Raw genomic sequence first — 22,439 nt, forward strand, 5'->3', positions numbered from 1 at the left:
GGGCGCGCTGTGACGCCCGTCACAGGCCCCGGAACCGGCGAGAAAAAAGCCCGCCGTGCAGGTCGCGCGGCGGGCAGGGCGGGGGACCGGCCCGGGGGAGGCGGGCCCTCCTGAACCTCAGGCAAAGGCCGGCAGGAGGGCGGCGGCCATGCCGGCCGCGACCCCGGCGGTCAGGACCAGGTTGATGATGAAGGAGGCCGGGGAGAAACGGCGCTCGGGGGAGTTGGTGTTCATGTCTGTCTCCAGTGTCTGCGATCGACGAACCGGCCGCGGCCCGCATCGAGGCGACGCCGCGGCATGGGGCGGTCTTCGCACGGCCCGCCGGGGCCCGCTGTGCCGCCCGTCACAGGCGCGGCGCATCGCCGGTGACGGGGATGTTCTGGAGCGGATCGGGCGTCGCCCGCGACCCGATCCTTGCGCGAGCCGATGACGGGGATGCGGGACGGGCGTATTCTCGCCGCTCAAAGAAGGGAGCAGGGCTTGGCAGAACTGAAGGGAGAGGAGGCCGCGATCGCGGCACGGGCGGGCGCCTTCCTCGGCGCCCTGCCGGGTGCGGCGCGCGCACGCCTGATCGGTGCGGCGACGCTCGCCTCGGTCGCCCGCGGCGAGAGCGTGTTCCGCGAGGGCGATCCCGGCGAGCGGGCGCTGGTCGTGCTCTCGGGCACGTTCCGGATCTCGGTGATCAGCCGGTCGGGCAAGGACATCGTGCTCGCCTATGCCGGAGCCGGCGACATCGTCGGCGAGATCTCCGTGCTGGGCGGCGGGGTCAGGACCGCGAGCGCCACCGCGATCGAGCCGTCACGCATCCTGATCATCTACAAGCGCGATCTGCGCGCGCTGTGCGCGGACGATCCCGAGGTCGCCTGGGCGCTGCTGGGCTATCTCGCAAGGCGGCTGCGGCGCACCAACGAACTCCTGGAGAGCGGGCGCGGCTCGGCCATGGGACCCAAGCTCGCGCGCGGCCTGTTGCGGCTGCTGGACGAGCACGGGGTGAGCGGCAGGGATGGCGAGCGCCTCTCCATCCCGGTGAGCCAGGGCGATCTCGGCGCCTTCGTCAATCTCAGCCGGGAGAACGTCAACCGCCAGCTGAAGGAATGGGAGCAGGACGGCTACGTGGTCCTGGAGACCGGCCGGACTTGCGTCACCGACCGCGCGGCGCTGGAGGAGATCGCCGAGTTCGGCGACTAGGACGGCGTCTCGTAGTCCAGGCTGTAGAGCTCGCACGTCCCGAAGCCCTTCAGCTCTGTCTCGCCGAGCGGGGAGCAGGCGAAGCTGCCGTCGAGCAGGCGGTAGAATTCGGCCGACATCGCGACGGTGCCCGGCTCGCAGGCATCCTCCACGCGCGCGGCGAGGTTCGCGGCCGGTCCGAAGATGTCGTAGACGTATTTCTGGATGCCCACCATCGAGCCGATGAGCGGGCCTGCGGCGAGCCCGATCCGGAAGCGCCAGGTATTGGGGTGGGAGGCGTTGCGCTTCTCCAGGAAGCGTTTCATGCGCAGCGCCACCCGCGCGAGCGCGCCGGCATGGTCGGGATTGGGATGGGGCAGCCCGCTCACCGCCACATAGGCGTCCCCGATCGTCTTGATGCGCTCGCAGTCGAACAGCTCCACGATCCGGTCGAAGGCGGAGAAGATGTCGTTGAGCTCGGCGATCACGGCACCGGGGTCCTGGCTCACCGCCATCTCGGTGAAGTCGACGAAGTCGAGCATCAGCACGCTGGCGCTGTCGAACTTCTGCGGCGTCGTGGTGCCGTACTCGCGCAACTCCTCGTAGACCTGGCGCGGCATGACGTTGAGCAGGAGCTTTTCCACCCGCTCCTTCTCGCGCTTGAGTTCGCGCGCATTCTTCTCCGCCAGCGCCGAGTAGGAATCGAGCATGTACTCGGCTTCCTTCTGCTTGGAGAGGTCCTTGAACTCGGCCAGCACGAAGGCGGGGCCGCCCGCCTCCACGCGGCGCAGCTTCATCTCCAGATGCAGGGTGCGCGCGCCGGACTTCACGTCCAGCGGCTGGACATAGGGCCGGTTCGCGGCGAGCCGCTTGCGCGCCGCCTCCGGATCGAAGCCCGTCACCCTGTCGGCGAGCGTTTCGGCCTCCTGGCCGGAAGAGGCGAAGAGCTGGAAGAACCGCGCATTCTCGAGCCGGACGAGGAAGCTGTCGGGCTCCAGCACCGCGACGGGCAGGTCGAGCGCCTGCGCCGCGCGCAGGGCGAGTTCGGCATCGGTCTGCGCCGTCTCGTCACGCATCGGACACTTTCGCCCCGCTCACGATGGAGCCCTCGCGCTGGCGCACGTGGCGCATCACCTCGGCCACGTCGCTGTCGGCGAAGCCGTGATCCTCGAGCGTCTCCTTCAGCAGCTCGGCAACCGCGCGGAACTGCTCGCTGGTGATGCCGAGCCGGGCATGGGCGCGCTGCAGCTGGACGTCCGTGAAGCTCGCCGGCCCGCCCGTGATGGAGACGATGAACTTGGTCTGGTGATCGATCAGGCGCGCCATCTCGATATGTTCGAAGAACGGCGCGAGCTCCGGCTCGTCCAGGATCCGATCGTAGAAATCGGAAACGATGCGACGAATGGCCGAGAACCCGCCATAGCGTTCGTAGATCTGCATCCGCTTCTCCCGCCTTCCGGCTGCACAACCCGCAGGGCGGTTATGAGAATAAAACCCCTTCCGGCGCAAGGACATTCTTGCCCCGGCGCGGGTCAGACCTGCAGTCGGTAGCCCCCGCTCTCGGTGATCAGCAACCTTGCCCGCGAGCCTTCCGGCTCGATCTTCTGGCGCAGGCGGTAGACATGGGTTTCGAGGGTATGGGTGTTGGCCTCGCGGTGATAGCCCCAGACCTTGTCGAGAAGCTCCTCGCGCGAGATCGGCTTGCCGCCGGCACGGTAGAGATATTTCAGGATATTGGTTTCCTTCTCGGTGAGGCGGATTTTCTTCTCCGCCTCGTCGATCAGCAGCTTCATGGCCGGCTTGAACTGGTAGGGCCCGATCTGCAGGACCGCGTCCTCGCTCTGCTCGTGACGGCGCAGCTGGTTGTGAACGCGTTCCAGCAGGACCACGAAGCTCACCGGCTTGGCGATGAAGTCGTTGGCGCCCGAGCGCAGGCCCAGCACGTGGTCGGCGTCGCCCGACTGCGCGGTCAGGAGGATGATCGGCGTCGTCACGCCGTTCTTGCGAAGGATCCGGCAGGCCTCGCGCCCGTCCATGTCGGGCAGGCCGACATCGAAGATGATGATGTCGACGCGCTCGCTGGACGCCATCTCGATGCCGGGCCTCGCCGCACTGGCCGTGAGCACGTCGAACTCGTCGTCGAACGCGAACTGCTCGGCCAGCGCCTCGCGCAGGTCGTCGTCGTCGTCGACGATCAGCACCGTCTTCTTCGCCGTCATCTGTCTTGCTCGCTCTCACGCTGCGCCGGGCAGGAATTGCCGCCCGGTCAATTCTGCCGGGAAAGCCTTGCCTGCTTGCACCGGGCAAGGCAAGCGCGGCCGCGGCCGCGCCTTGAATCCCGCGCCCGCTCTCTAGCACCGAACCGGCCCCGGACTTGCTTGAAATCTTTGTGAGTCCGGCGTGAGCGGACGACGCCCCGTGGTGGGGACGGCAGCGGGATGACCGGGCCGCGGCGCCTCGAGCGGCCCCGGCCGGCCATCCCGCTCCGATCCCGCCCCTCGCCTCGCGCCTTGCCAGGCTCTAGACTTTCCCGATGATTCTGCGCGCCCATCCCGACGGCCGCTTCGAGTTCGGCCCCGACGAAACCGCCCTGAAGACCGTACGCTGCGCGCTCGGCAGGAGCGGCGTGATCGCGGCCGCAGACAAGCGCGAGGGCGATGGGGCGAGCCCCGCCGGCGCCTGGCCGGTCCGGCGCGGTTACTGGCGCTGCGATCGCCTCGAGCGGCCGCGGACCGCCCTTATCCTCGACCCGATCGCCGCCGATGACGGCTGGTGCGACGCGCCCGGCGATCCGGCCTACAACCGGCCCGTCCGCCTGCCCTATCCGGCGAGCTGCGAGGCGATGGCGCGCGAGGACGCGCTCTACGACATCGTCGTCGTGCTCGGTCACAACGACGATCCGCCGCAGCCGGACATGGGCTCGGCGATCTTCCTGCACTGCGCGAAGCCCGGCTATCCCCCCACGCAGGGCTGCGTCGCGCTGGCGCGCGGCGACCTGATCGAGGTGCTGGAATCGGTGCGCCCCGGCGACCTGCTGGAGATCGTCGCGGGCTCGCGCGCTTGAACCCGCCGGCGTGATCGGCCACATCGGGGGCGAAGCGGATTCCAGGAGAGGACCAGCGCCCATGAGCGAGGAACGCGCCTTCCCCGGCTGGCGGGGCACCACGATCCTGTGCGTGCGGAAGAACGGCAAGGTCGCGCTCGCCGGCGACGGCCAGGTCTCGATCGGCAACACGATCGTGAAGTCCACCGCTCGCAAGGTGCGCCCGCTCGCCGGCGGCTCGGTGATCGCCGGCTTCGCCGGCGCGACGGCCGACGCCTTCGCCCTGTTCGAGCGCCTCGAGGCGAAGCTGGAAAGCCATCCCGGACAGCTCGCGCGCGCCTGCGTCGAGCTCGCCAAGGACTGGCGCACGGACCGCTATCTCAGGCGCCTGGAAGCCATGCTGATCGTCGCCGACGCCGAGGAGACCTACATCCTCACCGGCGCGGGCGACGTGCTCGAGCCCGAGCACGGCCTCGCCGCCATCGGCTCGGGCGGCAATTTCGCCCTTTCGGCCGCCCGCGCCCTGCTCGATTACGAGAACGACGCGGAGGTGATCGCGAAGAAGGCGATGAAGATCGCCGCCGAGATCTGCGTCTTCTCCAACGAGAACCTGACGGTGGAAGTGCTGGGGTGATCCCGGGTGTCATCGCCCGGCCTGACCGGGTCACCCATACCTCTTCGGCGGTGGCAGGCGCGGCCTGGAAGGTTGCGACAGGACTTGCCCGGTCGACGCTGCGCATCACCGGAGAATGACGAGGTCGGGCGGAAACGGGCCCGGACGGGTGAAGCGCCTACCCCGACAGCGGCCTCGCCGCATGGGTCTCGATCGTCCAGGTCAGGTCGAAGGGCGCGACGAGCGGGATGGAGACCGGGTAGGTCACCTGCGTGGTGACCTCGGTCACGGGAATCTCGCCGTAGATCGTGCTGGCATAGGCGACCTGGAATTCGGCCGTCGACAGCTGGCTGACGAGGGTGCGCAGGCGCTGTTCGAACTCGGCCTCCGTGAGATGGCGGTCGATCATCAGGTCGCGCGTCGTCGCCTCCACGGCCCATTGCAGGGAGCTCGCCGTGTAGAAGGCCTGGCCGAGCAGCACGGTCGCGCACAGCAGGATGACGAAGACCGGCGCGACGAGGGCGAACTCGATCGCGCTCGTACCGCGCCGGTCCTGCGCCAGCCGCGCCCACAGGCTGGGGGTGAGGGGGGCGAGGCAGCTCATCTTATGCGCACCTTGTCGCTGGCGGCGTTGGAATAGTCGACGAAGACGCCGTCGAGTTCGGCCGACAATTCGATGACGGCATAGCTGACCGGTACGCTGCCGTCGGCGCAGGGCTGGTAGCACTGCGCCGCCGCGCCTGCGCACTCGCACAGCCGGTGGACATTGACCACGGCGCTTGCCGGCATGTGGGTCCAGGCGCTCTCGATGATGGTCTGCGCGCGCGCCGTGTCGGTGCCGCCGGCCATGAAGTACTGGCTGCCCGAGCGCGCCGCCGCGAGCATGTCGGAGCGCTCGAAGGTCATGCGCCCGAAATCGACGAGCCCGATCAGCATCGCGGCCAGCACCGGCGCGATGAGCGCGAACTCGATCGCCGCATTGGCGCGGCGCTCGGCGAGGAAGGCGAGGACGGTCTTCATGAAGCCCTCCTACTCGGTCAGCCGGACGACGCCGGGCACGTGCACGGTGGTCACGCCGGCATTGCCGGTGCAGTCGGAATCGAAGCTGGTATTGCCGCTCACATCGACGCGGTAGCCGATGATTCGGGTACACCCGCCCGAGCCCGCGAAGTCGCCGCGCATCGAGACGGTCTGACTGGGAAAGTAGAGCGCGCCGACGAGGGCGGAATCCGCCGTGCCGTTGAAATCGGTCGGCGTGCTCGCGAGATTGTCGTCGTCGCCCCAGAACAGCACGCCGGCATAGGTCCCGCTCTCCGGCGCGGACAGGTTGACGTAGGCGTTGCCGTTCATGCGGATCTCGCCATTGTTGCGCACGAAGATCGTCACGCCCGCGCCGGTGACGTTGGCATTGCCGTTCGAGGTGACGTCGCCGGACACGATGTAGACCCCGGGCTCCATCGTGATGTCGCCGCGAAGGTCTAGCCCGTTGCAGTAATGGCCGGGGCTGATCGTCTTGGGCTGCCCGCCGCCGGGTACGTTCTGGCAGCCGGACGGGATCGGCGGCTCGGGCAGGTCGGCGTAAGGGTCGAGCGCAGGCGGCAGGTTGGTGCGCGGCTCCGGGCAGTCCATGAGGTTCAGCGTCGCGCTGACCTCCACGCCGCCGACCGAGTTCGCGCAGCTCACATTGACCGTGCCGGACCCAGTGACCGCCAGCGCGTCGATCGCCAGCGAGTTGGACATCAGGTCGCAATTGGTCAGGGTCGCCGCCGAGGAGCCGGTGAAGATCAGCGACTGGCTCGACACCGGATCGAGCGCCAGGATGCAGGCCGGACCGGGCTCGTCGAAACTCGCCACCGCGCGCACGTTCATCACCACATCGCTGTCGAGGAACATCGCGGACAGGAGGCGTGGCCGGGTCTGCGTGATCAGCACCTCGACCGAGCGCTCGTTCATGTTCGACCCGCTCGCCGGCGGCCAGTTCACGGTGATCGGACCGGCGGCCGGATCGTAGCCATGGCGCTCGGCCTCGCCGATGACGGCCGGCCTGATCGCATCGTACTGCCCGCCCGCGCGCGCCTCGACCGCGCCGGCATAGGCGGCCACGTCCGCGCTCATCTGCGTGACGCGCTGCTGGTAGAACCACAGCCCGGCCTCCGCGCCGAGCCCGACGCTGCCCACCAGGGCCGGCGCCGCGACCGCGGTGAGGATCGCCACATGGCCGCGCGCACTGGCCAGAAACTTGCGAGAGATCTCGCGAATGTCCCGAAACATGACGCACACCCTTGAAGGCAAAACACCGCCAAGGGTCGCTCCGACGCGTTAAGGTCTCATTAGGAAAAATGGTTACGGCGCCGTTTAGGCTGGGCGATCGGCGGCGCGCGATGCCGGACGAATGTTCCGCGAGCGGCTTGGCACTCCGGTCAGGCCCACCCCCACCGTGTCATGGCCCGGCCCCAAAGCCTGTCCCCGCGCAGGCGGGGAGGCCACCCACGCCTTTCCGGCCGCGAGGCGCGGAGCGGATTTCTCGGTCGATGCTTCGCATCGCCGGAGCATGACAGGGTTGGGAGCATGACAGGTGGAGAGGTTCGCGGTTGCGGACTTATTCGCCCCGCCTTCGGGCGCGTCCATAATCGCCCCCTTCCGGCCCCGCCTGAGCGCTTCAGCCAATCCCCATGACCCGTCATCCACCCCTCCCGCTCACCTGCACGATCGTTCGTGCTGAGCGAATAGGGAGCGTCATAGTCGTAGTAGTAGGAGTCCGTAATCTCGAAACCAGGGGGATAAGCCTCTCGGCCTCAGGCGGTCTCGGCCTTGGGAAATTCCTTGGCGAAGATCATGGCCTCGTCGCGGAAGGCCTTGAATTCCAGGGCATTGCCCGCGGGGTCGCGCACGAACATCGTCGCCTGTTCGCCGGGCTGGTTCTCGAAGCGCACGTAAGGATCGACGATGAAGTCCGCGCCGGCGTCGGTGAGGTTGACCGCGAGATCCTCCCACATGTCCCAGTCGAGGATGAGGCCGAAATGGCGCACCGGTATGTCCTTGCCGTCAACCGGATTGGTCTCGGCGCGCTGGCATTCCTCCGGCGCGAGATGGGCGACGATCTGGTGGCCGTGGAAGTCGAAGTCGATCCAGTGCTGCGTCTCGCGCCCCGTGGCGCAGCCGAGCACGCCGGCATAAAAGGCGCGCGCGCTCTCCAGGTCGTCGACGGGGAAGGCGAGGTGGAAACGGGGGCGGGCCATGGGTTCAGCTCCGGGCTTTCGTGTCGGCGTGCGGCAGCCTACATGAAAGCGCCCCGTTCGATAAACCCGCCAGGACCGTTCATGACCGACTTCTCCCCGCGCGAAATCGTCCACGAGCTCGACCGCCACATCATCGGCCAGCACGAGGCCAAGAAGGCCGTCGCGATCGCACTGCGAAACCGCTGGCGCCGCAAGCGCCTGCCGGAGGGCCTGCGCGAGGAGGTGACGCCGAAGAACATCCTGATGATCGGGCCGACCGGCGTGGGCAAGACCGAGATCTCTCGGCGCCTGGCCAGGCTTGCCGGGGCGCCCTTCCTGAAGGTGGAAGCCACCAAGTTCACCGAGGTCGGCTATGTCGGGCGCGACGTCGACCAGATCGCGCGCGATCTCGTCGAGGTCGCCATCGGCCTGGTGCGCGAGAAGAAGCGCGAGGAGGTCCGCGCCAAGGCCCATTCGGCCGCGGAGCGGCGCGTCATCGAGGCGCTCGTCGGCGAGCATGCCGGAGAATCGACGCGCGAGAGCTTCCGCAGGAAGCTCAATGCCGGCGAGCTCGACGACAGGGAGATCGAGATCCAGGTCACCGACGACAGCGCCGGCATGGGCGGGATCGACATTCCCGGCATGCCCGGCTCGGTCTCGATGATCAATCTCTCCGACCTGCTCGGCAAGAGCTTCGGCAAGCGCCAGAAGACGCTGCGCACCACGGTGAAGGAGGCCTACGAGCCGCTCATCGCCGAGGAGGCCGACAAGCTGATCGACGAGACCCAGATCCAGCAGGAGGCGATCCGCCTGGCCGAAGAGGAGGGCATCGTCTTCCTCGACGAGATCGACAAGATCGCCGCGCGCGCGGAGGGCCGCGGCGCCGACGTCTCGCGCGAGGGCGTGCAGCGCGACCTGCTGCCGCTGATCGAGGGGGCAACGGTGGCCACCAAGTACGGGCCGGTGAAGACCGACCACGTCCTGTTCATCGCCTCGGGCGCCTTCCACGTCACCAAGCCGAGCGATCTGCTGCCCGAGCTGCAGGGCCGCCTGCCGATCCGCGTCGAGCTCAAGGCCCTGACCCGCGACGATTTCCGCGCCATCCTGACCGAGCCGGAAGCGAGCCTGGTCACCCAGTACGTGGCGCTGATGAAGACCGAGGAGGTCGAGCTCGTCTTCGAGGACTCCGCCATCGATTCCATCGCCGACTACGCCGCGGAGGTGAACGCCAACGTGGAGAATATCGGCGCGCGTCGGCTTCAGACCATCATGGAAAAACTCGTCGAGGAGATCAGCTACACCGCGTCCGACCGGTCGGGCGAATCCATCACCATCGACGCCGACTACGTCGCCGAGCGCGTCGGCGCCCTGGCGAAGAATTCCGACCTGTCGAAATTCATCCTCTGAGCATCACGTAATACGCGCCCGAGCCGCCATGGCGGGCGTGGGCGGGGGCGTAACCGGAGACGATGGCCGCGAAATCGCCCTCTCCCATCCAGCGGGGAAAGGCGCGCTTGAGGACGCCGGGCAGGCGGCGCCCCTCCGGGTCCCAGGGCTCGAAGCGGCGGTCCTCCAGAGCCCGCGCGCTCGCCCCCTTGCCGGTGATGACGAGCACCGTCCTCGCGCCGCGCTCGCGCTGGCGGGCGAGAAAGCTCAGCAGGGCCCGGCGCCCGCTCGCCTCGGTATGCCCGTGCAGGTCGAGGCGCGCCTCGATCTCGACCCGGCCGCGCCGCACCTTCTTCTCCGCGCCGCGCTCGGCCGGTCTCGCCGCGCCTTGCGGCGCGGGCGCGCGCGCCTCCAGGAAGCGGGAAAACGCCTCGCGCGAGGTTTCGACCTGGAGGGCCTGGCGGTTCGGCGCCGGCGGCTCGGCCGGTGCCGGGGCCTGCTTCCCGCCGAGCGGCTTCACCGTGCGCGCGACCTTTCCCCAGATCTCGCGCTCCTCGGGGCGAAGGCCGCGCTTGCGGCTCATGAGGTCCTGGCGATGCGCGCGGCGAGCCGGTTCGGCAGCAGCACGAACCAGCGCGCATCCGCGTTCTGGCGCCCCGCGCGATAGCCCGCCTCCTCGCCCCAGCCGATGAAGAGATCGCCCCTCAACGGCCCCTGGATCGCGCCGCCCGCATCCTGCGCGATGACGAGGCCGGACCAGTCCGGATCGCCGTGAATGGCGGCCTGCAGGAAGATGGGGACGCCCCAGGCGTGATGGGCCGGGTCGACGGCGAGGCTCGCCATCGGCGTCAGCGGCGCACCCTGGCTGCCCGCCGGGCCGCGGTCCGGATCGGTGAGCGGCTGCAGCTGGAAGAAGACATAGCGCGGGTTCTCGTTGAACAGCGCCGTCCAGGCCTGCGGTTCGCGCGCGCGCAGCCAGGCCTCGATATCCTCCTTGGAGGCGTCGTGAGGGGACAGCTCGCCGCGATCGATCAGAACGCGGCCGATCGAGACATAGGGCAGGCCGTTATGGGCCGCGAAGGCGGCCCGCGCGACGCTGCCGTCCGGCCAGACCAGCCGGCCCGACCCCTGGATCTGAAGGAAGAAGACCTCGATCGGCCGGCCCCAGGCGATCGGGACGCCGAGATCGAGGGCCTCGATGTCGGCGCGCGGACGGTAGGGTTCGAAGCGGTCCTCGCTGGCGCGTCCGACGATGCGCCGGCCTTCCAGACCCGCGATGAACTGGCCCAGATCGCCGGTCAGGAGATCGTCGGGGCGCGCGCGCAGCGCCATGGAGAATTCGGAATCGGGCCGGGCGCGCACCTCGACGACCGGCTCGTAATAGGCCGTCAGCCGGCCGGTACCCGAGAGGGAAAAGGGCGTGAAGGCGCGCTCGAAGAAACCGCGCGCCGCATCCGGCCCGGCCCGGCCGGCCTGCAGCACGGCGGCTTCCGCGCACACGCCGCGCCAGTCGCCGACCGTGCCGGCATAGGCGGCCTGCGCGCTCATCGGCTCGTGATCGGGGCGGGCGTCGATGCGCCGGCAGCTTTCCACGAAGGCCGACAGCGCCGCGCTCGGGTCGGTGCGGTTCCAGCCGGGCAGGGCGTCGAAGCTCGTCGCCGCAGAGCGGGCGGGCGCGACCGGCTCGACCGGGACGGGGCTTTCCGCGCCCGGCTGCGGCGCGGGCGGCGTCGAGGCGCAGGCGGCCAGGACGAGCCCGAGGCCGAGCGCGAAAACCCTAGACAGGCTTGACGCCGGCGAGGGTCCAGTTCGGATCGGAAGACGTGACATCGCGCTCGAAACTCCAGACCTCGCTGACGGTCTTCAGCAGGGCGAGGTCGCCGGAGACGCGCTCGCCCGCCGCGTCGCGGGTCTCGGTGGCGAGCTCGGCGACGAACCGGACCCGGATTCTGGCCCGATTATCGTTAAGAGAGGCTTCCACGATCTCCGCTTCGCGCAGGCGCTCGATCTCGGTGATCTGGGTGTGGCCCTTGTCCTCGCGCTCGGCGATGGCTTTCGAATACGCTTCGAGCACGCGCGGGGACAACAGACCCTTCAGCGTGTCGCGGTCGCCCTTGGCATAGGCCTCCACGACCATGCGCCAAGCCTGCTTCGCACCGGTCAGGAAGGTCTGCGGGTCGAAGTTGCGGTCGGCTTCCGCGATCTCGGCGAGGCCCGATCCGGCCGGGCCGGCGTAATGGCGCGCGATCGCCTCGGGCCCGGCTTCGGCCGGTGCGGACTGCGCGCGCTCGGCGGGGCGGCCCGCCTCGCGCCGGGCGGCCTGTTCGCGCATCTCGCGGGCATGCTCTTCCGGCGTGCGCCCGGTCTGCTTGCCGAGCGTCATGTAGAGCCGCACGCCGAGGAAGACGGCGAGCCCTGCGAAGAAGAGAAGCTGTAACAGGTCCATCGTGGTGCGGTAATCCATGCGCGCGTGTGATCGTTCACATATAGGCGCAGTTTGCCGCCGCGTCAGCCTCTCCTCTGCGCCGGGCCGACCGCGCCAGCCTTGCCGATCCCGCCCGCGCGTGCTACCCGCCGCCCCTGCTTTTCCAGTCCGCACGCGCGGGAGCCGCCTTCGCACGCCCCGCGCCCTGCCGAAGAGAGTCTCATGACCGACGCGCCCGCCAATCCCGAACAGACCGGGGCCCCGCAGCTGCCGCAGATCCGCGTGATGGGCCAGTACGTGAAGGACCTGTCCTTCGAGAACCCGGCCGCGCCGAACTCCCTGCGCGGCGCCGGCGGCCAGCCCAATATCGACATGGGCATCGACGTGCGCGCGCGGGCGATGGAAGCCGACGCGTTCGAGGTCGAGCTCGCCCTGTCCGCGAAGGCGACCCGCGGCGAGGACACGGTGTTCATCGCCGAGCTGGTCTATGGCGGCCTCTTCCAGATCAGGAATCTGGACGAGCGCGCGCGCGACCCGTTCCTGCTGATCGAGTGCCCGCGCATCCTCTTCCCCTTCGCCCGCCGCATCCTGTCCGATGCCACGCGCGATGGCGGCTTCCCGCCGCTGATGCTCGAGCCGGTCGATTTCGCGGCGCTGTACCGCCAGCAGCTCGCCCAGCGCCAGCAGGCCGGGGGACAAGGCGGCGGCGAATCCGGCCCGGCCACCGGCGGCACCCCGCCGAGCGGCACCGCGTAACCGGTCCGCCTTATCCCCGGCGGGGATAGCGGAAAACGCGACTCCTACTACGACTACCGGCCGCTCCGGCCGCGCCAGGGCGTTGAATTTCAACGCCGGGCACCGCGCGGGGCGGTGAGAGTCGCGCGAGTTCGCGGCCATCGCGTGAGAGTCCCGTCCTCGCAATCGCCGCCCCCGGCAGAGCCGGGCGCGGACGGTCCGAAGCGTCCATTCTAGACCGGCCGGCAAGGGGGGCGGATTACCCCCGGGCGATCGCAGCTTTCGGCCGGCCCACACCCGGCTCAGCAGCTGGTTCCCCGAGGTGTGCCGGGGGCGCCGAGGGAGGCTGCCAGCCTTGAGGAGCTCGCATCGGCGCTGATGTCCGTTCCCGGAACCGCGGCCCGGGCGCAGGGCGTTGAGTGCCCACAGGCTCCGCCGGCCCGCCCATGGGCCGCAGCGGGAGCCCGCGCAAACGGGAGACTCCGCGATGATCCGATCGACCCTGTCCGCACTCGCCCTTTCGGCCTCGGCGCTGGCCATCGCACCCGGCGCGCTCGCGGCCCCGGCGTGCCCGGCCGAAATCGTGAGCCCTTCGAGCGGCGCTACGGTATCGGCCACGCCGACGATCCAGGCGACCGCAGACAACCGGTCGGACTGCGATCCCAACGTGAAGGATGTCCGCCTCGAGATCGTCGAAGCAGACAGCGGCAATACCGTCTACGAACATTCCTACACGCGCGGGGAGGGCCTGCTGACCGGGCGGACCTGGTCGACGGGCATGCTTCTGCTCGATCACCAGATTCCCTCCGGCGAACTCAGCGCGGGAGAGACCTATCGCGCAGAAGTCTATTACGACAAGCCGACACCTTTCGCCTTCGACAACTATGCGGGGGTCGCGGGAACGACGACCTTCACGGTGCGCGGGGGCGGCAGCGGCGATGGCCAGACAGGTGTCCCGCCACAGCCCGGCGACCACACGATCGTGATCTCCGGCTCGGGCGGAGGAACCGGCTACACGATCTTCGGCGGCGGTCGGCTCGAACAGGTGGATGGCCGGCTCGCCGGGCGCCGCGTGTCCGAGCAAGGCAATGACGAGGTCGACGATGACATTGCCCGCGGCGCGGTCGGCGGAGGTTCGGACGGTTTCATCGTGCGCGGCGACCTGCCGTCCATCGTTCTGGACGATCCCGGCGGAGCCGTGATCGAGGTCGACGGAGAGACCTTCATCCAGATCGTGATCGACAGCCAGACCGTCTCCGGCGGCAGCGACTACACCCTCAGCGGCGGCGGCCGGCTCGAACAGATCGACGGCCATCTCATGGGCATCGCGGTCAGTGCCCATGGCAACGACCAGGTGCGGGACAATCGCGCCGACGGCTCGGTCGGCGAGGGCTCCGATGGCTATCGCGTCTATGGCGCAATGCCGCAGATCAGTCTCGCCGATCCGGCCAATGCGGTGGTGTGGGTGAACGGCGAGCCGAGATAGGCCCGGCCCCTCAGACCAGCCCCAGCCTCTTCCACAGCGTCCTGTCGCCGCCGATGGTTTCCAGGAAGGCGGCGTGGGCCTCGCGTTCGCGCTCGCTGACCTGGGAGGGCAGCGGGGCCGGGCGCGGCGGGCGGGCGGGAAAGGCGACCTTGCCGGCACCGCCGGCGCTCTCGTCGAAGGCGAGGCCCTGTTCGCGCCCGCCATTGAGTTCGAGATAGACCTCGGCCAGCAGGTAGGCGTCGATCAGCGCGCCGTGTTTGGTGCGGCTTTCCAGGGAGATGTCGAAGCGCTTGCAGAGCGCGTCGAGGCTGGCGGGCGAGCCGGGGAAGCGCTCGCGCGCCATCGCCGCGGTATCCTTGAAGCGCGAGGCGGGGATCGGGGGCAGGCCGGCGCGCTCGAGCTCCATGTTGATGAAGCTCATGTCGAATTTCGCATTGTGCGCGACCAGGACCGCATCGCCGACGAAATCGAGGAATTCGCGGGCCACCTCGGCGAATTTCGGCTTGTCGCGCAGCATCTCGAAGGTGTGTCCGGTCACCGCGGTGACTTCCTTCGGAATGTCGCGCTCGGGATTGATCAGGCGCTGCAGCTCCCTGCCGGTCGGCAGCATGTTGATCACCTCGACGCAGCCGATCTCGGTGATGCGGTCGCCCTCATTGGCGTAGAAGCCCGTGGTCTCGGTGTCGAAGATGATCTCTCTCACGAGCGCGAACTCCTCATGTCCTGCAGCGCGGCACGCACCTGGCGGCGCGCCTCCTCGATGCCCTTCGAGGTGTCGATCACGTAGTCGGCGCGCGCCCTCTTCTCGCTGTCGGGCAACTGGCGCGCAAGGATGGCATCCAGCTTGTCCGCCGTCATCCCCGGGCGCGCCAGCACCCGCGCGCGCTGCACGTCCGAAGGCGCGGTGACCACCATCACGACGTCCACCTGGTCGTCGAGGCCGACCTCGAACAGCAGGGGCACGTCGAGCACGGCGAACTGCGTGCCGGCCGCCTCGGCGTCGGCGAAGAATTTTTCCCGCGTCGCGGCGACCATCGGGTGGACGATCCGTTCCAGGCGCTCGAAGCCTTCGGGATCGTTGCGCAGCGCCTGCGTCAACGCCTGGCGGTCGATCGCCCCGTCCTTCACCACGCCGGGAAAGGCCTCCCCGACCGGGTCGACCGCCGCGCCGCCGGAGGCGTAGAGGTCGGCGACGACCGCGTCGGCGTCGAACACCGCCGCGCCCTCCTCGGCGAGAAGCCCGGCCGTCGTGGTCTTGCCCATGCCGATCGAGCCGGTCAGGCCGATGACGATCATGTGCGCGCCTCCAGCATGGCCGTGAGGATCTCGCGCACCGGCAGATCCTGCGGCGGCGGCGCGCCGAAGAGCGCCTGGAAGCTCGGCCGGGCCTGGCCGATCAGCATGGACAGCCCGTCCACACTGCGCCGGCCCGTCTCGCGGGCCTGCCTGAGGAGCGCGGTTTCCAGCGGCACATAGACCATGTCGAAGACGAGCGCATCCGTTGCGGCCGCAGAGAGGTCGAGGAGAAGGGGCGGTTTGCCCGCCATGCCGAGGCTCGTGGCGTTGATCACCAGCACAGCCCCGTCGAGGGCTTCAGCCGCCTTCTCCCAGGGGTGGAGGGCGGCCTCGACACCGAGGTCCTCGACAAGGGCGCGGGCGCGGGCGAGCGAGCGGTTGACGATGCGGACATCGCGCCAGCCCCGCGTCTTCAGCACGTACAGCGCGGCCCGCGCCGCGCCGCCGGCGCCCAGCAGCACCGCCGGGCCCTGCGGGCGCGTCATGGCGCCCTCGTCGAGCGCCGCGCGGATGCCGTCCACGTCGGTATTGTCGCCGAGAAGCGTCCCGCCCGAGGCGAGGAGAAGATTGACCGCCCCGATCGCGCGCGCCGCCTCGGTATGCTCCGCGGCAAGCGCGAAGGCGGCCTCCTTGTGCGGCAGGGTGATGTTGAGTCCGGCAATGCCGAGCGCGGGCAGCGCCTTCACGGCGGCGGCGAAATTCTCCGGCGCGATGTCAAACGCCACATAGCGTCCCGGTCGCCCGCTCGCTTCCAGCCAGGCGGTCATCATCGCCGGCGAGAGCGAATGCGCGACCGGATGGCCCGCAACACCGGCGAGCGGCAAGAGGCCGCGGGTCGCGGCGGCCACGCGCATCATACCGGTGCCTCGCCCTGCTCGCGCAGCAGCGCCAGCACGGGCAGGAGATCGAGGCCCAGAACCGCGTGGTAATCGCCCTCCACGCGCTCGAAGAGCTGCGCGCCGAGCCCCTCGTAGGCGTAGGCGCCCACCCCCTTGGTGAGGATGTCGCCGGCGCGGGCGAGATAGTCGGACAGGAAGGCGTCGGAGAAATCGCGCATGACCATGCGGCACGCGCTCCTGTGGCGCCAGATGATGTCGCCGTCGCGCGCCGCGGCGATGGCGCCCTTCAGCCAGTGGGTTCGCCCGCGCAGGGCGCGCAGCTTGGCTTCGGCCTCCTCGACCGACTTCGCCTTGTCGAACAGGCGCCCGTCATGATCGAGCACCTGATCGGCCCCCAGCACCAGGCCCGGGCGCCGGCGCGAGACGGCGAGCGCCTTTTCCTCCGCGAGCCTCAGGGCGAGGTCGCCGAGATCGCCCGCGAAGCCGGCCTTCAGCGCATCCTCGTCGAGATCGGCCGGGTCGACCTCGAAATCGATGCCGGCGCTCTGGAGAATCGCGCGGCGCGAGGCCGAGCCGGAAGCCAGGATCAGGGTCATACCGTATTCCTGTGTTCGGACAGGAGGTTGATGACCTTGGCCGCGGTCTCCTCGATTGAGCGCCGCGTGACGTCGATCGTCGGCCAGCCATACTTCGCGAACAGGCGCTTGGCGTGGATCAGCTCCTCGCGCACCCGGTCCTCGTCGACATAGCCGGTCTCGCGGTCCTCCTTCAGATTGAGCAGCCGGTTGCGCCGGATCTGCACGATGCGCTCGGGCGAGGCGGTCAGCCCGACGATGAGCGGCTTCTTCAGGAAGAAGAGTTCCTCCGGCAGCGGTGCGCCCGGCACGATCGGGATATTCGCCGTGCGGATGCCGCGATGGCCGAGATAGACGCTGGTCGGCGTCTTCGAGGTGCGCGAGATGCCGAGCAGGATGACTTCTGCGCCGGCGAGATTGTCGCCCTGGCCGTCATCATGGGCCATGGAATAGTTCATCGCCTCGATGCGCCGGTAATACTCCGCGTCGAGCGCGCGCTGGGCGCCGGCCTTTCCCGTGACCGGAGCGCCCAGATAGCCCGACAGCGTCGCCTGGATCGGGTCGAGCACCGCGATGGCCGGGACGTGCAGCTCGGCGCAGCGGTCCTCGATCTCCCGCCGGAGGTCGGAATTGACCATGGTGTACATGACGATGCCGGGGAAATCGGCGACGTGTTCGAGCGCCTTGTCCAGCTGGCGCGGCGAGCGCACCAGGGCGAACAGGTGCTCGATCGGTTCGGCGCGGTCGAACTGGGCCGCCGAAGCCCGCATCACGGCCATCAGCGTTTCCCCGGTCGAGTCCGAGATCATGTGCACATGATAGAAGACGCGCATGTCCGAGGAACGGTGAGGCATCGGCGGGTCCGTCGCTTCCTGTGGGGTCCAAGACCTAGCCCGGCGTGGAGCGTCTGTGAATAAGCCGGCGCGTTTTCCGCGCAGGCCGGGGAACCGGATCGGTCAAGGGAGAGTTTTCGGATCGTTGCGCCGGGTCGATCCCCGGCGGTCAGGATCGCGCCTGTTCAAAACCCGGCCGGTGTGAATATCGCCGGCCGGCCTCCCGGTGCGCTGCTCGCGTCCCGCTTCGGGACTCTCGCATTAAGCCTTTGTAAATCATGGTTAACAGAATCCTAATCAGGCGCGCCGTCCGGCACGCGCCCCGGTGTGAGTCGACGTTTTCCAGTGCCGTGGAAAACGGGTATGACCGGCGCGCGCCCGTCCCTGTCCACATTATCCCCGGCCCCTACGACTCCCTTCTTCCTTAAAGTAAGACAGAAAGAGGGTAAGACCGGGTAGGACCGGTTCGGGGAAAAACCCCTCACCAAAGGAGAGAGCCTTGAGTCCGAGCGGCAAGCCCCTTCTCGACGTGCTGGCGGGCAAGACCCGTACCCCGCCGCCGATCTGGCTGATGCGGCAGGCGGGCCGCTACCTGCCGGAATACCGCGAGGTCCGCGCGAGGCAACCCGATTTCATCGCCTTCTGCCTGAACCCGCAGGCGGCCGCCGAGGTGACGCTCCAGCCGATCCGGCGCTACGGTTTCGATGCCTCCATCGTGTTCGCCGACATCCTGCTGATCCCGCACGCGCTCGGCCAGAAGGTCTGGTTCGAGAAGGGCGAGGGGCCGAAGCTCGAGCCGGTCGCGCCGAAAGATGCCGGCCGGCTTCAGCTCGACCGGGTGGAGGAGCGCCTGGAACCGGTGTGCGAGACCTTGCGCATCCTGCGCCGCGAGCTTCCCGGCGACTGCACACTCATCGGCTTCGCCGGCGCGCCCTGGACGGTCGCGACCTACATGATCGAGGGCGGCGGATCGAAGGATCGCTGGGCCGCGCGCACGGCGGCTTGGAGCGATCCCGCCGGCTTCGATGCGCTGATGGCGGTGCTGGCCGATGCCACGGCGCGCTACCTGATCGCGCAGGCGCGGGCCGGAGCGGAGGTGCTCAAGCTGTTCGAGAGCTGGGCCGAGGGCCTGCCCGCGCCGCTGTTCGAGCGGGTCGTGATCGCGCCCACGAGGGCCATCGTCGACCAGGTGCGCGCCGCGGGGATCGAGGCGCCGATCATCGGGTTTCCCAAGGGCGCCGGTCCGCTGGCGGTGCGCTATGCGCGGGAGACGGGGATCGACGCGCTGGCGATCGATCACGGGCTGGACACCGGCTGGGCGGCCGGAGCGCTGCCGGCCGGCCTCCCGGTTCAGGGCCAGCTCGACCCGGCCGTGCTGAAGGCCGGGGGCGCGGCGCTCGACGGCGAGGTGGATCGCCTGCTCGCCGCCTGGAAGGATCGGCCCTATGTCTTCAATCTCGGGCACGGGATCAATCCGGACGTGCCGCCAGACCACGTGACCCGTCTCGTCAACCGCGTGCGCGGCTTGTAGAGGCGGTCTCCAGCCACGACGGGTAGTTCCATGAGCCGACGCATCGCGGTCGTGCTGTTCAATCTCGGGGGTCCCGACGGGCCGTCGAGCGTGCGGCCCTTCCTGAGGAATCTGTTCAACGATCCCGCGATCATCTACGCGCCCTGGCCGGTGCGGCCGATGCTCGCCGAGCTTATCAGCCGCACGCGCGCCCCGAAGGTCGCCAAGGAATACGCCAAGATGGGCGGCGGCTCCCCGATCGTCCCGGAAACCCTCAGGCAGGCCGACGCGCTGGTAGCGGCCCTGGAGGCGGCCTCGCCGCAGGACACGTTCGAAGCCTTCCTCGCCATGCGCTACTGGCATCCCTTCACCCATGAGGCGGTGGCGGCGGTGAAGGCCTGGGGAGCCGACGAGGTCGTGCTCCTGCCGCTCTACCCGCAGTTCTCCACCACGACCAGCGCGTCCTCGCTGAAGGCCTGGCGCGATGCCGGCGGGGACGAGGCGCGCACGGTGTGCTGCTATCCGACGCAGCCCGATTTCGTCGCCGCCCATGCCGGGTTGATCCGGCAGGCCTGGCAAGACGCGGGCCGGCCGTCGAACGTGCGCGTGCTGCATTCCGCGCACGGGCTGCCGGAGATCACGATCGCGCGCGGCGATCCCTATCAGTGGCAGGTGAACGAGACGGTCAGGGCCGTCACCGCCGCGCTGCCCGAACTCGACGATCACCTGACCTGCTTCCAGTCCAAGGTCGGCCCGCTGGAGTGGATCAAGCCGGCGACCGAGGAGGCCGTGCGCGAGGCCGCCGAGGCGGGCAAGCACATCATCCTCTCGCCCATCGCCTTCGTGTCCGAGCACATCGAGACCCTGGTCGAGCTCGACGAGGAATATCGCGCGGTGGCCGAGGCCCACGGCGCGCCGGGCTATACGCGCGTGCCGGCCCTGGGCACCGAGCCCGGCTTCATCGAGGCGCTGAAGCGATTGACATTGCAGGCGCTGGAGGGTCCGGTGGGGCTGAAGCCGCCGAACGGCGAGGCGATCTGCCCGGCCGAGTTCCGGCGCTGTGCGTGCCGCGAGGCGGGGCTCGTCCGGCAGGAGACCGGGGAGGGACGATGACGGATTTTCTGCTCGATCACTATGCCTGGCTGAAGGGCCTGCACATCATCGCGGTGATCTTCTGGATGGCCGGCATGCTCTACCTGCCGCGCCTGTTCGTGTATCACCACCAGGCCGAGCCGGGCGGCGAGCTGGAGCGCGCCCTTCTGATCCAGGAGCGCAATCTCCTGAAGATCATCATCAACCCGGCGATGATCGCGGTCTGGGTCATCGCCCTGACGATGATCGCGGTCAACACGAGCCTGCTCGGCCAGGGCTGGCTGCATGGCAAGCTCGTGCTGGTGCTCGCCCTGTCGGGCATTCACGGCTTCTATGCCGGGGCGCAGAAGAAGTTCGCCAGGGGCGAGCGGGTGCGCAGCGAGAAGTTCTGGCGCATCATGAACGAGGTGCCCGCGCTGATGGTCATCGCCATCGTGCTGCTCGCCGTCGTGAAGCCCTTCGCCTGAGGCGGGACGAGCGGCAGCGCTCGCTTGACGTTCGCCGCGCCCTGTGTCAGGCATTTGCAGGACGTCTTCAAGTCGAAGACTCCCCTTTCCGAGCCGGAGCCTGGGCGCCACGCCCACCGCCCGGACCCCTCAAAGACACCGAAATAGCCGTCCGAAAATCAGAACACGGATGGCGCGCGAGACACAAGGTCCGGGCCAGGTTCGGTCCGCCTCCCGCGGGCGGCCGCTTGTGCATCGGAGCCGCCCCGATCCTGCCGGCATTTCTTCCAGCGAACCCGATCATGACCGACATCAACGACGACGATTACGACACCGACGAGGACGAACGCGAGGACGACGAGGACGAGGGTCCGCGCGTTCCACGCGTCAATGTCGAGCGCATGAGCCTTCAGGAGCTGAAGGAGAAATCCCCCGCCGAGCTCCTGGAGCTCGCCGAGCAGCTGGAGATCGAGAACGCCTCCTCGCTTCGCAAGCAGGGCATGATGTTCGCCATCCTCAAGGCGCTCGCCGAGGACGGGGCGGAGATCTACGGCGGCGGCACGCTGGAAGTGCTGCAGGACGGCTTCGGCTTCCTGCGCTCGCCGGAGGCCAACTATCTCGCCGGGCCGGACGACATCTACGTCTCGCCGACCCAGATCAGGAAGTTCGGCCTTCGCACCGGCGACACGGTGGAGGGCGAGATCCGCTCCCCGCGCGACGGCGAGCGCTATTTCGCGCTCCTGAAGGTCGCCTCGATCAATTTCGAGGAGCCCGACCAGGCGCGCCACAAGGTCCATTTCGACAACCTGACCCCGCTCTATCCGGACGAGCGCTTCCACATGGAGCTGCCCGATCCGACCAAGAAGGACCGCTCGGGCCGGGTGATCGACATCGTCGCCCCGCTCGGCAAGGGCCAGCGCGGGCTGATCGTCGCGCCGCCGCGCACGGGCAAGACCGTCCTGTTGCAGAACGTCGCCCACGCGATCGAGACCAATCATCCCGAATGCTTCCTCATCGTGCTGCTGATCGACGAGCGCCCGGAGGAAGTCACCGACATGCAGCGCACGGTGAAGGGCGAGGTCATCGCCTCGACCTTCGACGAGCCGGCCACGCGCCACGTCCAGGTCGCCGAGATGGTGATCGAGAAGGCCAAGCGCCTCGTGGAACACAAGCGCGACGTGGTGATCCTGCTGGACTCCATCACCCGCCTGGGGCGCGCCTACAACACGGTGGTGCCGAGCTCGGGCAAGGTGCTGACCGGCGGCGTCGACGCCAACGCCCTGCAGCGGCCCAAGCGCTTCTTCGGCGCGGCGCGGAACATCGAGGAGGGCGGCTCGCTGACCATCATCGCGACCGCGCTGATCGACACCGGCTCGCGCATGGACGAGGTGATCTTCGAGGAGTTCAAGGGCACGGGCAACTCCGAGATCGTGCTCGACCGCAAGGTCGCCGACAAGCGCGTCTTCCCGGCTATCGACATCCTGAAGTCCGGCACCCGCAAGGAGGAGCTGCTCGTCGACAAGAAGGAGCTGCAGAAGACCTATGTGCTTCGCCGCATCCTCAACCCGATGGGCGCCCAGGACGCGATCGAGTTCCTGCTCGGCAAGCTGAAGGAGACCAAGACCAATTCGGACTTCTTCGAGAGCATGAATACGTAAGGCACCTTCACAGGTCTTAAGGAGGAGGCCGGCCCCCGCAGGGGCCGGCCTTCTTCGTATCGCGGGCCCGGCACGCGGGGCGCGACCTCGGCCCGGCATGAAGAAAGCCCCCCTTCC

Annotated in this window: 25 protein-coding genes; 10 read left to right on the forward strand and 15 right to left on the reverse strand. The window is 68.9% G+C overall.

The window, feature by feature from the left end:
* The first annotated feature begins 480 nt into the window (after window positions 1-480).
* Entirely contained in the window at window positions 481-1,188 is a 708-nt protein-coding gene (locus JW792_RS12200) for a Crp/Fnr family transcriptional regulator (protein ID WP_158291579.1), read from the forward strand.
* Here JW792_RS12200 and JW792_RS12205 read toward each other — a convergent pair.
* From JW792_RS12205 to JW792_RS12215, 3 genes are all read right to left on the reverse strand, one after another.
* Window positions 1,185-2,243, reverse strand: a complete 1,059-nt coding sequence (locus JW792_RS12205; protein WP_206340791.1) for an adenylate/guanylate cyclase domain-containing protein — start codon at window positions 2,241-2,243, stop codon at window positions 1,185-1,187. The genes JW792_RS12200 and JW792_RS12205 overlap by 4 nt on opposite strands.
* Complete coding sequence (locus tag JW792_RS12210; RefSeq protein ID WP_135995575.1) at window positions 2,236-2,607, reverse strand: group I truncated hemoglobin; 372 nt, start codon at window positions 2,605-2,607, stop codon at window positions 2,236-2,238. The genes JW792_RS12205 and JW792_RS12210 overlap by 8 nt, the downstream gene beginning before the upstream one ends.
* A gap of 92 nt (window positions 2,608-2,699) precedes the next feature.
* Complete coding sequence (locus tag JW792_RS12215; protein ID WP_135995574.1) at window positions 2,700-3,386, reverse strand: response regulator transcription factor; 687 nt, start codon at window positions 3,384-3,386, stop codon at window positions 2,700-2,702.
* A 314-nt stretch (window positions 3,387-3,700) separates the two neighbouring features.
* On the opposite strand from JW792_RS12215, the gene JW792_RS12220 reads away from it, so the two are divergent.
* A complete protein-coding gene (locus JW792_RS12220) occupies window positions 3,701-4,231 on the forward strand; it encodes a L,D-transpeptidase family protein (protein ID WP_135995573.1) in 531 nt (176 codons plus the stop codon).
* Between the two features lie 61 nt (window positions 4,232-4,292).
* Window positions 4,293-4,844 (forward strand): ATP-dependent protease subunit HslV, encoded by a 552-nt coding sequence (hslV, locus tag JW792_RS12225; protein ID WP_135995572.1) that lies wholly within the window; start codon window positions 4,293-4,295, stop codon window positions 4,842-4,844.
* A 157-nt stretch (window positions 4,845-5,001) separates the two neighbouring features.
* Here hslV and JW792_RS12230 read toward each other — a convergent pair whose 3' ends face one another.
* The 4 genes from JW792_RS12230 to JW792_RS12245 all read right to left on the reverse strand — a co-directional run bounded on the left by JW792_RS12230 (window position 5,002) and on the right by JW792_RS12245 (window position 8,062).
* Window positions 5,002-5,427: a TadE/TadG family type IV pilus assembly protein gene (locus tag JW792_RS12230; RefSeq protein ID WP_135995571.1), complete on the reverse strand. Its 426-nt coding sequence runs from the start codon at window positions 5,425-5,427 to the stop codon at window positions 5,002-5,004.
* Entirely contained in the window at window positions 5,424-5,843 is a 420-nt protein-coding gene (locus JW792_RS12235) for a TadE/TadG family type IV pilus assembly protein (protein WP_135995570.1), read from the reverse strand. The genes JW792_RS12230 and JW792_RS12235 overlap by 4 nt, the downstream gene beginning before the upstream one ends.
* 9 nt (window positions 5,844-5,852) lie before the next feature.
* Window positions 5,853-7,094, reverse strand: coding sequence for a TadE/TadG family type IV pilus assembly protein (locus tag JW792_RS12240; RefSeq protein ID WP_135995569.1), 1,242 nt, complete (start codon window positions 7,092-7,094; stop codon window positions 5,853-5,855).
* A gap of 524 nt (window positions 7,095-7,618) precedes the next feature.
* Window positions 7,619-8,062 (reverse strand): VOC family protein, encoded by a 444-nt coding sequence (locus JW792_RS12245; RefSeq protein ID WP_158291578.1) that lies wholly within the window; start codon window positions 8,060-8,062, stop codon window positions 7,619-7,621.
* An 81-nt stretch (window positions 8,063-8,143) separates the two neighbouring features.
* On the opposite strand from JW792_RS12245, the gene hslU reads away from it, so the two are divergent.
* Window positions 8,144-9,448, forward strand: a complete 1,305-nt coding sequence (gene hslU / locus JW792_RS12250; protein ID WP_135995568.1) for an ATP-dependent protease ATPase subunit HslU — start codon at window positions 8,144-8,146, stop codon at window positions 9,446-9,448.
* Here the strand turns inward: hslU and JW792_RS12255 are convergent.
* The 3 genes from JW792_RS12255 to JW792_RS12265 are packed head-to-tail and all read right to left on the reverse strand — an operon-like array spanning window position 9,438 to window position 11,891.
* Window positions 9,438-10,010 carry a Smr/MutS family protein gene (locus tag JW792_RS12255; RefSeq protein ID WP_135995567.1) on the reverse strand — a complete coding sequence of 191 codons (573 nt, stop codon included), beginning with the start codon at window positions 10,008-10,010 and terminating at the stop codon, window positions 9,438-9,440. The genes hslU and JW792_RS12255 overlap by 11 nt on opposite strands.
* Complete coding sequence (gene mltA / locus JW792_RS12260; protein ID WP_135995566.1) at window positions 10,007-11,257, reverse strand: murein transglycosylase A; 1,251 nt, start codon at window positions 11,255-11,257, stop codon at window positions 10,007-10,009. The genes JW792_RS12255 and mltA overlap by 4 nt, the downstream gene beginning before the upstream one ends.
* Window positions 11,205-11,891, reverse strand: coding sequence for a Tim44/TimA family putative adaptor protein (locus tag JW792_RS12265; protein WP_135995565.1), 687 nt, complete (start codon window positions 11,889-11,891; stop codon window positions 11,205-11,207). Before JW792_RS12265 ends, mltA begins: the two co-directional genes overlap by 53 nt.
* A gap of 183 nt (window positions 11,892-12,074) precedes the next feature.
* On the opposite strand from JW792_RS12265, the gene secB reads away from it, so the two are divergent.
* Window positions 12,075-12,608: a protein-export chaperone SecB gene (secB, locus tag JW792_RS12270; protein ID WP_135995564.1), complete on the forward strand. Its 534-nt coding sequence runs from the start codon at window positions 12,075-12,077 to the stop codon at window positions 12,606-12,608.
* Between the two features lie 466 nt (window positions 12,609-13,074).
* The gene (locus tag JW792_RS12275; RefSeq protein ID WP_135995563.1) at window positions 13,075-14,073 is read left to right on the forward strand and encodes a hypothetical protein; all 999 of its coding nucleotides are present in this window, start codon (window positions 13,075-13,077) and stop codon (window positions 14,071-14,073) included.
* 10 nt (window positions 14,074-14,083) lie between these two features.
* On the opposite strand, the gene dnaQ is transcribed toward JW792_RS12275, so the two are convergent.
* From dnaQ to JW792_RS12300, 5 genes are read right to left on the reverse strand one after another with little or no spacing between them, the layout of a single operon-like run.
* Window positions 14,084-14,776, reverse strand: a complete 693-nt coding sequence (gene dnaQ / locus JW792_RS12280) for a DNA polymerase III subunit epsilon (RefSeq protein ID WP_135995562.1) — start codon at window positions 14,774-14,776, stop codon at window positions 14,084-14,086.
* The gene (gene coaE / locus JW792_RS12285; RefSeq protein ID WP_135995561.1) at window positions 14,773-15,369 is read right to left on the reverse strand and encodes a dephospho-CoA kinase; all 597 of its coding nucleotides are present in this window, start codon (window positions 15,367-15,369) and stop codon (window positions 14,773-14,775) included. The genes dnaQ and coaE overlap by 4 nt, the downstream gene beginning before the upstream one ends.
* Window positions 15,366-16,226, reverse strand: a complete 861-nt coding sequence (gene aroE, locus JW792_RS12290) for a shikimate dehydrogenase (protein WP_206340792.1) — start codon at window positions 16,224-16,226, stop codon at window positions 15,366-15,368. The genes coaE and aroE overlap by 4 nt, the downstream gene beginning before the upstream one ends.
* Window positions 16,223-16,804, reverse strand: a complete 582-nt coding sequence (locus JW792_RS12295; RefSeq protein ID WP_135995560.1) for a Maf family protein — start codon at window positions 16,802-16,804, stop codon at window positions 16,223-16,225. The genes aroE and JW792_RS12295 overlap by 4 nt, the downstream gene beginning before the upstream one ends.
* Window positions 16,801-17,637 (reverse strand): pyruvate, water dikinase regulatory protein, encoded by an 837-nt coding sequence (locus tag JW792_RS12300; protein ID WP_135995559.1) that lies wholly within the window; start codon window positions 17,635-17,637, stop codon window positions 16,801-16,803. The genes JW792_RS12295 and JW792_RS12300 overlap by 4 nt, the downstream gene beginning before the upstream one ends.
* 478 nt (window positions 17,638-18,115) lie before the next feature.
* Between JW792_RS12300 and hemE the strand changes: the two genes are divergently transcribed.
* The 4 genes from hemE (at window position 18,116) to rho (ending at window position 22,322) form a co-directional block, all read left to right on the forward strand.
* Window positions 18,116-19,147 carry a uroporphyrinogen decarboxylase gene (gene hemE, locus JW792_RS12305; RefSeq protein WP_135995558.1) on the forward strand — a complete coding sequence of 344 codons (1,032 nt, stop codon included), beginning with the start codon at window positions 18,116-18,118 and terminating at the stop codon, window positions 19,145-19,147.
* 30 nt (window positions 19,148-19,177) lie between these two features.
* Window positions 19,178-20,239 (forward strand): ferrochelatase, encoded by a 1,062-nt coding sequence (gene hemH / locus JW792_RS12310; protein ID WP_135995557.1) that lies wholly within the window; start codon window positions 19,178-19,180, stop codon window positions 20,237-20,239.
* Window positions 20,236-20,685, forward strand: coding sequence for a protoporphyrinogen oxidase HemJ (gene hemJ / locus JW792_RS12315; RefSeq protein ID WP_135995556.1), 450 nt, complete (start codon window positions 20,236-20,238; stop codon window positions 20,683-20,685). The genes hemH and hemJ overlap by 4 nt, the downstream gene beginning before the upstream one ends.
* 281 nt (window positions 20,686-20,966) lie before the next feature.
* Window positions 20,967-22,322 (forward strand): transcription termination factor Rho, encoded by a 1,356-nt coding sequence (gene rho / locus JW792_RS12320; RefSeq protein ID WP_135995555.1) that lies wholly within the window; start codon window positions 20,967-20,969, stop codon window positions 22,320-22,322.
* Window positions 22,323-22,439: the final 117 nt, after the last annotated feature.

Source organism: Marinicauda algicola, assembly GCF_017161425.1.
Lineage (GTDB): Bacteria > Pseudomonadota > Alphaproteobacteria > Caulobacterales > Maricaulaceae > Marinicauda > Marinicauda algicola.

Coding starts and splice junctions, on each gene's coding strand:
- JW792_RS12220 (WP_135995573.1), top strand. CDS start 3,701: ATGATTCTGCGCGCCCATCCCGACGGCCGCTTCGAGTTCGGCCCCGAC.
- rho (WP_135995555.1), top strand. CDS start 20,967: ATGACCGACATCAACGACGACGATTACGACACCGACGAGGACGAACGC.
- secB (WP_135995564.1), top strand. CDS start 12,075: ATGACCGACGCGCCCGCCAATCCCGAACAGACCGGGGCCCCGCAGCTG.
- JW792_RS12275 (WP_135995563.1), top strand. CDS start 13,075: ATGATCCGATCGACCCTGTCCGCACTCGCCCTTTCGGCCTCGGCGCTG.
- coaE (WP_135995561.1), bottom strand. CDS start 15,369: ATGATCGTCATCGGCCTGACCGGCTCGATCGGCATGGGCAAGACCACG.
- JW792_RS12230 (WP_135995571.1), bottom strand. CDS start 5,427: ATGAGCTGCCTCGCCCCCCTCACCCCCAGCCTGTGGGCGCGGCTGGCG.
- JW792_RS12215 (WP_135995574.1), bottom strand. CDS start 3,386: ATGACGGCGAAGAAGACGGTGCTGATCGTCGACGACGACGACGACCTG.
- JW792_RS12255 (WP_135995567.1), bottom strand. CDS start 10,010: ATGAGCCGCAAGCGCGGCCTTCGCCCCGAGGAGCGCGAGATCTGGGGA.
- JW792_RS12300 (WP_135995559.1), bottom strand. CDS start 17,637: ATGCCTCACCGTTCCTCGGACATGCGCGTCTTCTATCATGTGCACATG.
- JW792_RS12245 (WP_158291578.1), bottom strand. CDS start 8,062: ATGGCCCGCCCCCGTTTCCACCTCGCCTTCCCCGTCGACGACCTGGAG.
- JW792_RS12265 (WP_135995565.1), bottom strand. CDS start 11,891: ATGGATTACCGCACCACGATGGACCTGTTACAGCTTCTCTTCTTCGCA.
- hslV (WP_135995572.1), top strand. CDS start 4,293: ATGAGCGAGGAACGCGCCTTCCCCGGCTGGCGGGGCACCACGATCCTG.
- JW792_RS12295 (WP_135995560.1), bottom strand. CDS start 16,804: ATGACCCTGATCCTGGCTTCCGGCTCGGCCTCGCGCCGCGCGATTCTC.
- hemH (WP_135995557.1), top strand. CDS start 19,178: ATGAGCCGACGCATCGCGGTCGTGCTGTTCAATCTCGGGGGTCCCGAC.
- JW792_RS12240 (WP_135995569.1), bottom strand. CDS start 7,094: ATGTTTCGGGACATTCGCGAGATCTCTCGCAAGTTTCTGGCCAGTGCG.
- hemJ (WP_135995556.1), top strand. CDS start 20,236: ATGACGGATTTTCTGCTCGATCACTATGCCTGGCTGAAGGGCCTGCAC.
- hslU (WP_135995568.1), top strand. CDS start 8,144: ATGACCGACTTCTCCCCGCGCGAAATCGTCCACGAGCTCGACCGCCAC.
- aroE (WP_206340792.1), bottom strand. CDS start 16,226: ATGATGCGCGTGGCCGCCGCGACCCGCGGCCTCTTGCCGCTCGCCGGT.
- JW792_RS12210 (WP_135995575.1), bottom strand. CDS start 2,607: ATGCAGATCTACGAACGCTATGGCGGGTTCTCGGCCATTCGTCGCATC.
- mltA (WP_135995566.1), bottom strand. CDS start 11,257: ATGTCACGTCTTCCGATCCGAACTGGACCCTCGCCGGCGTCAAGCCTG.
- JW792_RS12235 (WP_135995570.1), bottom strand. CDS start 5,843: ATGAAGACCGTCCTCGCCTTCCTCGCCGAGCGCCGCGCCAATGCGGCG.
- JW792_RS12205 (WP_206340791.1), bottom strand. CDS start 2,243: ATGCGTGACGAGACGGCGCAGACCGATGCCGAACTCGCCCTGCGCGCG.